At 57.4% G+C, this 12,655-nt stretch carries 8 protein-coding genes and 3 pseudogenes; 1 reads left to right on the forward strand and 10 read right to left on the reverse strand.

Annotated elements, in window-relative coordinates:
* Positions 1-44: 44 nt before the first annotated feature.
* The gene (locus TK06_RS09125; RefSeq protein ID WP_063321819.1) at positions 45-554 is read left to right on the forward strand and encodes an Lrp/AsnC family transcriptional regulator; all 510 of its coding nucleotides are present in this window, start codon (positions 45-47) and stop codon (positions 552-554) included.
* A 25-nt stretch (positions 555-579) separates the two neighbouring features.
* Here the strand turns inward: TK06_RS09125 and TK06_RS33410 are convergent, their stop codons facing one another.
* The 10 genes and pseudogenes from TK06_RS33410 to TK06_RS09165 form a co-directional block, all read right to left on the reverse strand.
* On the reverse strand, positions 580-1,440 hold the full coding sequence (locus TK06_RS33410; protein ID WP_409077378.1) for a sensor histidine kinase: 861 nt from the start codon (positions 1,438-1,440) through the stop codon (positions 580-582).
* A pseudogene (locus TK06_RS33415) lies at positions 1,441-1,935 on the reverse strand (response regulator transcription factor); the annotation flags it as partial.
* 51 nt (positions 1,936-1,986) lie between these two features.
* A pseudogene (locus TK06_RS33420) lies at positions 1,987-4,299 on the reverse strand (ATP-binding protein); the annotation flags it as partial.
* 31 nt (positions 4,300-4,330) lie between these two features.
* On the reverse strand, positions 4,331-5,503 hold the full coding sequence (locus TK06_RS09135) for an ABC transporter substrate-binding protein (RefSeq protein WP_063321821.1): 1,173 nt from the start codon (positions 5,501-5,503) through the stop codon (positions 4,331-4,333).
* Between the two features lie 383 nt (positions 5,504-5,886).
* Positions 5,887-6,198 (reverse strand): annotated as a pseudogene (locus TK06_RS30700) (AAA family ATPase); the annotation flags it as partial.
* 9 nt (positions 6,199-6,207) lie between these two features.
* Positions 6,208-6,984 (reverse strand): EAL domain-containing protein, encoded by a 777-nt coding sequence (locus TK06_RS09145; RefSeq protein ID WP_063321823.1) that lies wholly within the window; start codon positions 6,982-6,984, stop codon positions 6,208-6,210.
* A gap of 316 nt (positions 6,985-7,300) precedes the next feature.
* Positions 7,301-7,822 (reverse strand): HlyD family efflux transporter periplasmic adaptor subunit, encoded by a 522-nt coding sequence (locus TK06_RS09150; RefSeq protein ID WP_238992607.1) that lies wholly within the window; start codon positions 7,820-7,822, stop codon positions 7,301-7,303.
* A 296-nt stretch (positions 7,823-8,118) separates the two neighbouring features.
* Positions 8,119-9,156 carry a formylglycine-generating enzyme family protein gene (locus TK06_RS09155; protein WP_238992608.1) on the reverse strand — a complete coding sequence of 346 codons (1,038 nt, stop codon included), beginning with the start codon at positions 9,154-9,156 and terminating at the stop codon, positions 8,119-8,121.
* A gap of 41 nt (positions 9,157-9,197) precedes the next feature.
* On the reverse strand, positions 9,198-10,877 hold the full coding sequence (locus TK06_RS09160; protein WP_063321824.1) for an arylsulfatase: 1,680 nt from the start codon (positions 10,875-10,877) through the stop codon (positions 9,198-9,200).
* Between the two features lie 26 nt (positions 10,878-10,903).
* Positions 10,904-12,298: an alginate export family protein gene (locus tag TK06_RS09165; RefSeq protein WP_238992609.1), complete on the reverse strand. Its 1,395-nt coding sequence runs from the start codon at positions 12,296-12,298 to the stop codon at positions 10,904-10,906.
* Between the last annotated feature and the right edge of the window lie 357 nt (positions 12,299-12,655).

Genomic DNA, 12,655 nt, shown 5'->3' on the forward strand with positions numbered 1-12,655 from the left:
TCAGCAAAAACCATCAAACATACTTTTACTGCGTAGAAATACATATGAGCGCAATAAATACTCGCAAGAAGCCGACCGAAACAGCCTCGACGCCGCAACCGCTGGATCGAACCGACCGCGCCATTCTCAAGGCCCTGCAGCGAGATGCCTCCATCTCCAATGTGGCGCTGGCAGAGAAGGTCAAACTGAGCGCGCCAGCCTGCCTGCGACGCGTCGAACGGCTCAAGCAGGCCGGCCTGATCAAGCACATCGTCGCACTGCTGGACAATGAAGCGCTGGATGCGGGGATGGTGGTCTTGATCGGCGTGGTGCTGGACCGCTCCACACCGGAATCCTTCGCCGCATTCGAGGCGGCCGCACAAAAAGTGTCCGGCTGCATGGAATGCCATGTGGTGACGGGGGAGTTCGACTACTTCATGTTGATACGAACCAAGGACAGCAACAGCTTCAATCGGCTCCACGCGGAGCAACTGCTTTACCTGCCCGGGGTTCGCCAGATTCGCTCGTTCATGGGGTTGCGCCAGGTCTTGTCGACCACCCACATTCCCCTTTGAGGCGCCAGTCAGGCCGGGCAGGTATTCATGGCTTACTCAGCGAAGCATCAAGAGGAATATCGAGGGTAAAGGTTGCGCCCTGTCCAACCCCGTCGCTGTGCACGGTCAAGCTGCCACCCATTTCCTGCGCGGCCAGCGCGCAGCTGTGCAGGCCAAAACCGTGACCGTCTTTGCGCGTCGTGAAGCCATGGGTAAAAATACGCTTCAGGTGCTCAGGCGCAATCCCATTGCCGTTGTCGGCCACCGTGATACGCAATACTGCCCCGTCAACGAGGGACACGCTGAACGTGACGCATGGGCTGCGATCGATCACGCCGTCCAACGCCTGCTTGGCGTTGCCGATCAGGTTCACCAGGATCAGCAGCACCCGGTGCCGATCCAGCGCCAGCAGGGGCAAGTCGGCAATGTTCTTGACCATCGTCACCTCCTGGCGCGCCAGTAATCCAGCACTCATGCGCAAGGCATCGTCGATTAACTCTGCGACCGGCACTGTCTCGACAATACTGACGGCGACGGCATAGGACTGCTGGGCTGCGACAATGGTTTTGATGTGGTCAATGCCCTTGGTGAGTTGCCCAAGTTCTTCGATGATGCCCTGTTGCTCCTCCGTCACCACTTTCGCCAACCTGAGCAGGTAGTCGGGCAGCATCTTTCCTTTGTGGTCCCTGGTGAGAAAATCGTTCAGGTCATGGACGTGTTCGCTCAGCAGTTGAGCCACCTTGCCCAGCCCCTGGGCTTTGGAGGTGCGCATCTGGCTGCTGACCAGTTCTGCCGATACGTTCACGCTGTTGAGGACGTTGCCGACGTTGTGCAGCACAGTCGTGGCGATTTCGGCCATGCCCGCCTGACGAGATTTAGCATTCAGTTCGGTTTGCACCTGGCCCATTCGTAGCGCCGCGCGTACGCGAGCCTTGAGCTCCAGCGGCGAGAAGGGTTTGGCGATATAGTCATCGGCGCCACTCTCCAGCCCGGAGACGCAAGCCTCGCTACCGCCGCGAGCGGTCACCAGGATCACGGGCAAATGGGCGAAACCGGCGCTGGCCTTGATTCTGGCCGTCAAGCCAAAGCCGTCGAGCTTTGGCATCATCACATCCGAGACGACGACATCGATGGGCCGACGCTGCAGGAGTGCCCAGGCCTGCTCTCCATCAGTTGCGGTGGCGACGCTGTAGTCATCGCGCAACAGCTCGCGCAGATAGCTAAGCATTTCCGGGCTGTCGTCTACCACGAGCACTTTGGATCGCAAGGCGTGTTCCGAGTGCTGCTCGACCGCGTCTTCCATCGGCGCCCGGTCATTGCGACTGCCATGGCGGCCGTCGTCGAAACGCAGATGGCGCTGCTCGGTTGTGCTTGCTGTGCTCAGTGACGATCGCTCGTGCATATGGCTGGTTTCGCCCGGTACAGTGTCTTGCTCGGCCCCCAGCGGAAGTCGAACAAAGAAGCACGAACCCCGTCCGGGCTCGCTATTGACGCCGACTTCGCCCCCCATCAATTTGACCAGATCCTTGACCAGGGCGAGACCGATGCCGGTGCCGCTGTAATGGCGCGTGGCGGAATTGTCGATCTGGGAAAAACGCTGGAACAGCAACGGCAGTTTGTCAGGCGCAATGCCAATCCCCGAGTCTTGCACCGCGAGCTCGAATCGCTCGCCATCAATCGCGGCCACTGCCACGTGCACGGTGCCGCCAGCGGGCGTGAACTTGATGGCATTGCTCACCAGGTTGAGGAGAATCTTCTCGAAGTGCCGGGGGTCCAGGAACACCGTGCCGAGCGCGGGATCGATGCTGCAGGTCAAGGTGCAGCCTTTGCCCTCAGCCACCATGGCGGCATCCTCGGCCAGCACACCCACCGTCTTGTTCAAGTCAACGGGCATCGGACACAACTCGAACTTGCCCGCTTCTGCCTTGGAGAAATCGAGGATGTCGTTCACTCGGTTCATCAAGCGCAGCGCGTTGCGTTGGGCGCGGTCGACTTGCACATGCCAGTCCGCCGGCGGGGTGGTCGCCGCCCTGAGTTGCTCCAACGGAGCGAGAATGAGGGTCAGGGGGGTGCGCAGTTCGTGGCTGACCGTGGCCACGAAATCGCTCTTTGCCTGGTTAGCCGTCTCGGCCTGGTTGCGCGCCTGAATGAGTTCGATGGCCTGCGCCTCCAGCACCTCGGTCTGGTGGTGCAGCGCGTCGGTCCGTTCAGCGACCATTCTCTCCAAAGAGGCCTGGACTTGCTGTCGTTCGGCTTCGGCCTCGGCCTCCAACACCCGGATGCGCAGGGCATTCTCCTGGAACACCCGTACGGCGCGGGTCATGATGCCAATCTCGTCACCGCGTTCGGCGCTGGCGATCTCGGCATTCAGGTCGCCAGCCGCAAGCCGGCGCATGACCGAGGCCAGGGCCACGATGGGCTGCGCGACAAATCGCGATGTGCTCCAGGCGATGGCGCCGGCCAGCAGGATGGCGACGGTACCCGCAACGATCGTCGCAAGCATGCCGCGATCATTGTGAACCAAGGCATCGGAGCGCGCCTGGCCTGCGAAACGCGCCACCAACAGGCCGGCGCTTCGTGCCTCGTTGCGAACCTGGTCGCGCGCGTCGCTCAAGGCGTCGCTCGCCTGACGGAACCGGGCGAATGCCGCCCGGTAGCCGGCGATCTGATCGCTGACCGTCAGGGGCGTAGCCTTGGCTTGCGGTCCCCCGGACGAAGGGAGAACGCGCGCGAGACGGGAGAGTTCGGCCAGGATCTCACCGACCGAGCCGGCGACCTCCGCCGACGGTGACAGGCGAAACGACAAGGTCTGCGCCTCCAGGGTCGCGACACGCTCGGCGAAACGCTTGGACAACGCGGCGGCATTTCGCAGTAAACCGGTTGCTGCCTGAATGTCGCTGGCGTCATGGACAACGTGCCCTTCCACTTCCCCCAACATTGCCTCGAGGCGCTCGACCGTATCCCCGACGGCGGCGAGATACCGCAAAGCCTCGCCTCCCCGGAGCTTGGGTGCTTCGCCAAGATGCTCGACCGCCACGCCGGCAGCGTCGAGCGCCGTGGCCAACTGGTCCAGGGCCTCTCTCTCCTGCGGTGCCCCCATCAACTCGCGCAATTGTTCGACCACGGGCCGAAGTGCCGCGCTGGCGTTCCGTGCCGCAGTGGCAGCCGTCCCGTCACCGGTCACCAGCATCCTGGCCACGTTGGCGGTGATGATTCGTTCGCCGTTGCGCAGGATATCCAGGATGCGATGGGCGCTTTCGATGTTGCTCACCCGCGCCTCGTGCTCAGCGGTGCGGGACTCAAGCCCCTTCATCCCATCAGCGATGCCCTGTTCGACGAGGATCGTCGCCTCTCGCATCCGCCCGTAGTGGGCTGTCATGTTCTCCGTTTCGCCATCCATGGTCAGGGTCGCCGCGCGCAAGGCGGCGATTGCCGCGGCAAGCCGTTCCAGACTGCCCTTGAGCGATTGCGCCTCGGCCACCGGAATGGCGGTGAGGCCGGCGATAGCCGTCGCCACCATACCTTCGGCCTGGGACAGGCTTTCCTGGTCGCGGGTGGCGATGAAGTTTTCCACCCGCCCGGTGGCCCCGTTGACCGAGGCCAGAATTTCCGCGGAATGGCTGGCGGAATCCACCGCACGGACCATGCCTCGCAGGCCATAGAGGTTCACGAGCGATACCACCAGCATCAGGAACACCAGCGCGGCGACCGCCAGGCCAATCCTGACGGCAATGGGCCTGTCCGTGGAGGATTTGAATGTCAACATGGCGCCTCGCCTCCCCGCTCCACGCCTGCCACTACGGCTTCGTCACCTCCGGCAAAGGCGTCGGCGGCGCCGTATTGCTGATGGCCGCGTCGATCATCGCCGCAACGGAAGCCTGGTCATAGGAAGGATTGGCGGCGCCGCCCACCGGCATGGTGGCGAGCCAGGCATCCAGGTCTTTCCCATCGATACGCACCAGCGGCACTTCGACGAACTTCGGCACCTGCTTGCCCGCGAGAATCTGCTGGGCGACCCAAAAACCCACCTGGGAGACGCTCGGGGAAGCGGAGACAGAGACGGTCTCGTAGCCATTGGCATCGCGCTCCTGTTTCCACAGGGCGAGTTCGTCCTGACGGTTCCCCATCACGATGATTGGCAAAGGGCGTCCCGCCGCCTTGAAGGCCATGGCCGCACCATAACCGTCGCCCCCCTGAGTCGCGACGGCATCAATGCTGGGCAGCGACGGCAGCGCCAACGCCACCTCCTTACGTGCGACAGAAGCTGTCCAATTCCCGTATACCGTCTTGGCGAACTTCAGGCCCGGATAGTCGCTAGCGGCCTTGCGGATGCCGTCGCTGATGTTTTTATCGGTGGCATCGCCGGCAATGCCGCGAATCTCCAGCAGCGTTCCGTTCCCCTTGAGGCGCCCGGCGATATAGTCCATTTCCACGCGGCCCATGGCGGACCAGTTGTAGTCCACGGTATAGACGCAGGGTTCGGTGACCAGGCTGGCCATGACGACCACCACGATGCCGGCGTTGCAAGCATCGCGGATCACGCCGTTGAGGGCCGTGTCGGACGCGGCCAGGATGACGATGGCGTTGGCACCCTTGACGATCATGTCCTGGATATGAGCCGCTTGTTCCGAGGCCGAGTTATTGGCACTGACCACCGGAGCCTCGCGGATCAAGCCATCCTTTTGCGCCTGGACCGCAATCTCCTGCCAGTTGCGCACCATCACCTTGCGGAAATCGCTGCCCGCGTAGGAGTTGCTGAAGGCAATGCTATAGCTCGCGGTAGGGCCGCCGGCGATGCCACCGTCGGCAGCGTGGGCTGGATTGACAGCAACCAGCGCCAGCCCAGTCACGAAGCCGGCGAAGCGCCAGAAGATTTGGTGAGTGTTCGAAATACGCCGATGGACACGCGTTACCAGACTGCGCATTCGACCATTCAGATAATAGAACCAGGCACGAATAATCAGACACATACAGACTCCTTTCCTTAGTGGGTGACCAGTGAAACCAGTACATTGCCTGCAGTGGCAATGAGCATAGTCTCAACGTGCCCGCTTCGCGCGCGGCCATGGAAGGATTTCAGCCAACTGAGTGCCTCACAACGCAGTCCACGTTTAGCAGGATTGAATGGCCTATGGCAGAAGGGTGATGCCAACCTGCCTGTACATTTTTTGAGCGCCCGTTAAAACGCCCTGCCTATCGGGCATCTGCTCGGTTATCCACAGACATACTCACGGATTTCTTGGATAACTGGATGGCATCGTGAAGCACGCCTGCCGTAGCGAACCTATGGATTCGATGCCCTGTATTTCGCGAGCTGCAAACCCACCTTTAATGCCCCGACACTTTCAACGGATCAAATTCGGTGCATGACAACATCCAGCCCTTCCGCCTGGTCGGGGGCACGAAAGTAGCTCGTGATCAGGTCGAATTCAGCATCAGTGGCTGCGAAGTCATGCTCGCCACGGGCATTCCTGTGGTGCAGCCTGCGACGGCAGGTGTCATCGTCCACCTCGACGTAGTGAACACGGTGAGGGACTTTCGCAGCGTCAGCCAGGCTGCGTAGCCAATGACGATCTACTGGAGTGTTGGCAGGAAAATCGAGAACCACGGGAGCCCCCGTCGAGAGCATGTCGATGACCAGCGGCCCCAGGACATCCCGGATCCGCTGCACACATCAACCCAAGTCAAAGCATCCAGCCGGGAGATGACCGACCTCGGGCCTTGCATACAAGTATCCCTGCATCAGCTCGATCCCCATGCCTAGAAGCGTCGAGCTTTCTTCACGCGTCTCGACACCTTCGGCGATGACCAGGATATCCAAGCGCCTGGCGACCAGGACAATGCCTTCGACGATCGCTTGTTTGACCGAATCTTGATCGATGCCTCGGGTCAGTGCCATGTCAACTTTCAGCACCTGCGGCTGGAACATGGCCAGCAGGTTAAGGCCTGAATAGCCCGCGCCAAAATCGTCGACGGCGGTCATGAAACCTTGACGCTCGTACTCCACGAAAATCGATTTGAGGTGCTCAGGGTCTACCACCTTCTCGCCTTCGGTCACTTCGAACATGAGCCTTTCTGGCGGAAAATGGGTCAGGCGCGCCGCTTCCAGGGTGGCCCGGATACATGTCTCCGGCCGGTATACGGCGTTGGGCAGGAAATTAATGCTCAACAAGCAATCGGGAATCTCCAGCAGGCCCAGCCTTGCGGCTTCCTCGATGGCTTTCACCCGGCAGGCCTGGTCGAATCGGTAGCGGTTGCTGTCGTTCACGAGCCCCAGGATGTGGCCAGCCGATTCGCCCTCGACGCCTCTGACCAATGCCTCATAAGCAAACGCAGCGTGTGTCCGAACGTTGAAAATAGGCTGGAAGGCCATAGTGAAATCAAACCCCAACGCCTCGTGGTTGCGGCATTCGGCGCAGCCAAGCGATTGGAACGGAGGGCGTTTCGTCATGATCAATATTCCGTGGCGGTCGTGATACATTCCTGTGGTCACAAGGAACTGTAGCCGACACCACCTGAGTCGGTGCGGGCCGAAGTTTCTGAAACACTATCGGCCGGCCCCACCGCTCACCTTGATCGGTGCGACCTATATCAAGCACTGCTGATCTCGAATGCTCAATGCAGCTTTACGGTAAGGACATATACGCATGAGCGCGCGAAAAATTTTAGTCGCAGGTGCGGCGGGTCGGATTGGATTTGCGTCTTGCTGATGTAGATGTACAGAAACTTCCGCAATCCGCACAACGTTTCTCTCTTGATGTCAGGGATCAGTCAAGCTGCCTTGAGGCCTGCGAAGGAATCGACACTGGATGCAGAGCTGACGGGATGATCTCAACACTCGCTGTCATACCTGCGGCCAATTCAACGCCTGCTGGCACCCTATCGATATGGATGCGAACCGGGATCCGCTGCGCAAGACGCACCCAGCTAAATGTCGCCGCCACATTTGGCAGGCCGAGATGACCAGGCGAATCGTTACTGTTCTCGATACCCCGTCCGATGCTTTCGACATGCCCCGACACAGGCAGATCAAAGCCCATCAGCATGATCCGCGCCGGCTTGCCGACGCGGATCTGCCGGATCTTCGTCTCCTCGAAATAACCAGTAACCCAGAAACTCGCCGCGTCGAGGACAGCAACCGTTGCCGAACCGGCCGTCGAATAGTCACCAGGGCGCAGCCTCAAATTAGTGACATAGCCATCGACCGGCGAGCGGATCGTAGAGCGGGCGAGATTGAGTTTGGCGAGGTCCAGAGCGGCTAGCGCTGCTTGATAGGTGGCGCTCGCCACTGCAGCCGCGCCTCCTGTTTGCTGAACATCTTCTTGGGACACGATATCGCGGAGTTGGCCACGCCGCTGCGCCGCCGCTTGGCGAACGAGCCTATCCTGACGCTTGGCTGTTGCGTGGCATGGAGCTAAAACACGAGGTAATTTACGCCAATTGCCTACTCAGCCGCGAACGCTGTGCTTGCGATCAATGCCTCGCCTCTAACGGGTTTATTGGGCCCTAGCTGACTGCAACTAAGATTGCGAACCCTGGCATTAAATAAGTCAACTAAACCATTCAACAAATCACGTTCAGGTCTTCAAGGAAGGCTCACCGTGCGAAAGCCAATATGGTTAGTTCCCATGGTTCGATCCTGAGCATGTCGCGCACTCGGACGGTAGCGTTTGCAGTACGAGGGTGAACAAAGAAAGGATCCCCCTTTGATTGTACCCAGCAGAAGCGTTCGCGCTTGGACGCTGAGTGAATCCTCAAGATCAATTTCTGGATGAGGCTCTTCCTCGATGGAGTGATAAGGCGTCCAGTCATCCATTACCCACTCCCAAACATTACCCACCATATCAAAAAGATGGTAGGCATTCTGAGGAAAACAGCCAACAGGCGCTGTCGCGATGAAACCATCAGTGGCGGTATTCAAAAAGGGAAATACGCCGGTCCAGGTATTCGTCATCTCCTTCCCGCCCAGATGAAGACTCTTGCCCCAGGGGTAGGTTGTACTGCTCGCACCTTTAGCCGCGTACTCAAATTGAGCTTCGGTCGGTAATGCACGGTTCATCCACTTCGCGTAAGCCTGAGCATCTTCAAAGGCTATTTGTACGACGGGATGATTATCCATATTGTCGATGGAGCTGCCTGGACCGCTAGGGTGTTGCCAATCCGCTCCTTCTATAAAGTGCCACCACTGAAGGTTGATGACCTGCAGATCGCGAGGGGATTCGAACACTGTTGATCCAGGACGGTACATCTGATCGGGCAAACCGGGAAATACTTTAGGGTCTAACCCCCGCTCAGCCAGTGTCTTGTATCCCGTCGCCTCAACGAACGCTCGGAATTGCGCATTCGTCACTTCATGCCGATCAATCCAAAACCCATCCACCGCAACTTTCCGCTCTTGCGCTTCTTCGGGATAGTGCGTATTGGAACCCATAGTAAAGGTGCCCCCCGGCACCCATACCTGCTCTATAGGTACATCCTTGGGCGGTAAGCCTGAATATTGCTTGCAAGATGATGCGTCACCCAAAGATGAATAAACAGGTTCGGCACTGACATCATCAATGGTCACCATCACGCTCAATAATGCCCCGGCTATCAGAGCACGCCTGTAGTCATTCATTTTCATAACTCATCAATGGGGCATCTTCACGTGGGAGGCCCTCTGTATCAATAGTCACGACGTGGGTAGGTTGTATCACGCCCCGTACTGATGACATTGTTCTGCCGCACATACTGCGCCCACTCAGTCAGCAGCTCATTCAACTTGTCTGGGTGCTGACTGGAAAGATCATGCAACTCACCGCGGTCGGTCGCCAGGTCGTACAGCGCCCAAGTACCCTTGCCATCATCAAAGGAGTAAACGATTTTCCAGTTGCCCTTGCGGATAGCATTACGCCCCATCAATTCAATGCCGACGGTATAGGTGGAATCATGCACTGCGTGGCTTTTACCTTGGAGCATGGATAAAGCACTCGCCCCCTTCATCGGCTCAACGGTTTTGCCTTGGTATTGCGTACCGGGATGTTTGATACCTGCCACATCAAGTATCGTTGGCATGATGTCCATGGCAGTCACCACGGCGTCGGTGCGTTGAGGGTTGTCATTGAATGGAAGACGCATGAACGATGCAGAACGAACCCCCCCTTCATTGGTATAGGCCTTGAACATTCTGAATGGTTGGGCGCTGACTTGCCCCCAGGCGGGTCCCTCATAAGCGAAAGAGTTTGGACGTCCAATATTGTTTAACGAGACGTCAAAGTGTTTGGGGATCCATTGATCATTTTCAACATCCTTGCTCCAATCATTACCTTCTGGTCCATTATCGGACAAGAACACGATCAAGGTGTTGTCATAAAGCCCTTTGTCCTTGAGGTGATTGATAAGTCTGCCGATCTCATGGTCAAAAGCATCGACCATTGCTGCGTAGGCTTCCATTGTCCGTGCCGAGTATTCTTTCTCTTCGACACTGAGTGCAGACCATGGCTTTACCCCCTTGGGCATCGGAACTGGTGTAGCTTTAGCGTCGACCAGGCCAAGAGATTTGAGCTTTTCGATTCTGCGTGCCGCGGTCACTTCGTAACCTTGGTCATAACGTCCCCGATATTTCTGCAGATAGGCGTCGGGAGCCTGGGAAGGTAAATGCGCGGCGGTGTAGGCGGCATAGGCAAAGAAGGGCTTTTTTTCTCCCAGGCCAGCATCGACGTACTCAATCAACTTGTTCGTAAAGTTGGTCGATGAGTAAAAATCCGCTGGCAACTCTACCTTGATGTCATTCTCCCTGTAGACGGGTTCCGGGGCGTCTGACGCTATTTGCATAGGTGCCGTTTGCTTAAAATGAGCGGCCCCACCACCCATAAGGACATATGACTTATCGAACCCACGCTGCTGTGGACGCAGTCCATCAGCGCCACCCAAGTGCCATTTTCCGACCATGAAGGTCTGGTAACCAGCATCCTTCATCAACTCTGGCAGGGCCGCTACGCGCTGGTTTAGATAACCCTCGTAGCCAGGCTTGCCCATCTGCTCAGGTGTGAGGTGAGGCGTCATCATTTCCGCCATATTACCGACACCTGCAAGATGATTGTCGGTCCCAGACATCAACATGGAGCGGGTCGGCGAACAGGTGGGGGCAACGTAAAGCGATTGAAGCAAGGTACTGTGCTTACTCAGTTCATCCAGATTCGGGGTGTCAATTTCCCCGCCAAATGCTCCTAGATCTGAATACCCCAAGTCATCGGCAACAATTAACAAAATGTTGGGCTTCGCTGAGGCTGCGAAGGCCGGGGGGGCAAGACAGGCCACGACGAGCAAGGCACTAGAGGCGAGCCAGTTCAAGTTTTTTTTCATTTCTTCAGAACCTTTTCTGTCATTTTTTAGAAGTGAAAAGCCACGACTAACTGGCTGTAGACGTTAAGATTATCGTTCCCCAGTTGGGAGCCGCCTTGTTCTGCACTTTTCTTAGGTTTATAGAGCCCCACCAGGGGACTGATAACCCAGTTCTCTCCCACCGACCAATCCAGGTAGGCATCCACTTCACTGGCGTCCAGGTCGCCTTGTCTTTTGTCCAGACTTCTAAACGAGTAAGCCAATGCGCCCAAGGTCAGATTGGCGGTCGGATGCAATTGGAGTTCCGCCATATGAATGCCAGCATTTCGCTGAAATGGCCCTGAGTAGTTAGAGGCGACTTCGCCTTGAAACCAAGTGCCGTAACCACGACTGTAACCACTGAAGAGGGGGTCGTAGTCTTCGGAGTAACGACTGTAGCGATAGCCCAAGCGAGGCGTCCATGGTAACTGGGAGAAGGTCCACGCCCCTTCCGCGTACCAGGCATGTTCCTGCCCCTGTGACTTGTCCTCATGGGCATATTCGAACGATAAAAACAGGTCTTTGATACCGAAGTCACCTTGCCCACGAAGGCTGACAACTTCAAGACCGTCTCTCTGGGCGCTGAAACTGTTCGCCAAGCTTTCGTCAACCCCCAAACCTTTTATGTAAGTGAGGCCGAACGTAGCATGCTCATCTCCCCTTTCCAGTACAGCAATCCCGAGTTCTGGTTTGGCTTTGATCTCATTATCCGATTTCAGCCAAATCAAATCGCCACGCCATAGATCCTGCGCCCCAAGGTGCAGCTTCACCGTATTATGAAAAGCATTGCGCGGGGTGAGGTAATAGGCGCCACCTCTATCCAATTGACCGTCGGCAATATTGTTGCCGACACTTAAGCCATCCCCGTTGATGATGAATCCATCACCTATCTGAATTTTCTGGCTGCCCACAGATAGATCGACAAAATCTTTTCCCCAGTCATGCATCAGATTACCCGAGCGCCAGCCGATATAAGCCCGATCGATTGATGCCCGTCGCTCGGAGCCGTCCGTGTATCCCGCAGCATCGCCACCATCCCAGGTACCGCTAGCCACCCAAGTGGTTTCTCCGTAGAGCGAACTGTCATATAACCCAGGTAATAGCGTCTGGCCTTTAAACCCAGCCCTGAGTACCCCTTCTTGCCAACCGGCGGCACCAGACTTGATAGGACCGCCCTGATTATAGGATTCACTGCTGTGAAACGCCCCATAGATCGCCTGTACCGTGAAGTCAAGCTTCGTGTTGTCGTCTTTATAAATCGTTGCAGCCGAAGCACTGTGATCCACTACAGCCAACGCTAATCCGAGGAAAATATTAACAGCGCCGAACTGAACCTTGAAGGAGCGAACCTTCTGTTCATCCGGCTTCTTGTAAGTCAAGGTGATCCGGCTTTTCGAAGACATACTTCACCATTTTAATTATTGGAGGCAGGAAGGTAAGTTCACGACGCCGAGCGTTTTTTTAAGTGTGCTCGCTTGGAGGTGATCGTATGCCCGGATCGGGAGGCATGGCTTGTCTCTGCGTGACAGCAGAATTAGCTGTCGCTGCCATAAATCACTCGGAAAACAGCCTGAAACCAGCACTACTGTCTGTGCTGGATTTGTGCCGATTGGAGGTGGGTCAGTGTTGCGTTAGCACATGAATCAATCGGTGCCGGCATCAACAATCCCTATCAAAAGCCCGGTGGTCACCTCAAGCCATTGCTTGATCAGCCGCCATACCTACGGCAATTCGGCGCATCGTCTGCATGCGACGCGCGC

Origin of the sequence: Pseudomonas fluorescens, assembly GCF_001623525.1 — a bacterium.
GTDB classification, from domain to species: domain Bacteria; phylum Pseudomonadota; class Gammaproteobacteria; order Pseudomonadales; family Pseudomonadaceae; genus Aquipseudomonas; species Aquipseudomonas fluorescens_Q.

Coding starts and splice junctions, on each gene's coding strand:
- TK06_RS09165 (WP_238992609.1), bottom strand. CDS start 12,298: ATGTCTTCGAAAAGCCGGATCACCTTGACTTACAAGAAGCCGGATGAA.
- TK06_RS09135 (WP_063321821.1), bottom strand. CDS start 5,503: ATGTGTCTGATTATTCGTGCCTGGTTCTATTATCTGAATGGTCGAATG.
- TK06_RS33410 (WP_409077378.1), bottom strand. CDS start 1,440: ATGGGCCAGGTGCAAACCGAACTGAATGCTAAATCTCGTCAGGCGGGC.
- TK06_RS09160 (WP_063321824.1), bottom strand. CDS start 10,877: ATGAAAAAAAACTTGAACTGGCTCGCCTCTAGTGCCTTGCTCGTCGTG.
- TK06_RS09145 (WP_063321823.1), bottom strand. CDS start 6,984: ATGACGAAACGCCCTCCGTTCCAATCGCTTGGCTGCGCCGAATGCCGC.
- TK06_RS09155 (WP_238992608.1), bottom strand. CDS start 9,156: ATGAAAATGAATGACTACAGGCGTGCTCTGATAGCCGGGGCATTATTG.
- TK06_RS09125 (WP_063321819.1), top strand. CDS start 45: ATGAGCGCAATAAATACTCGCAAGAAGCCGACCGAAACAGCCTCGACG.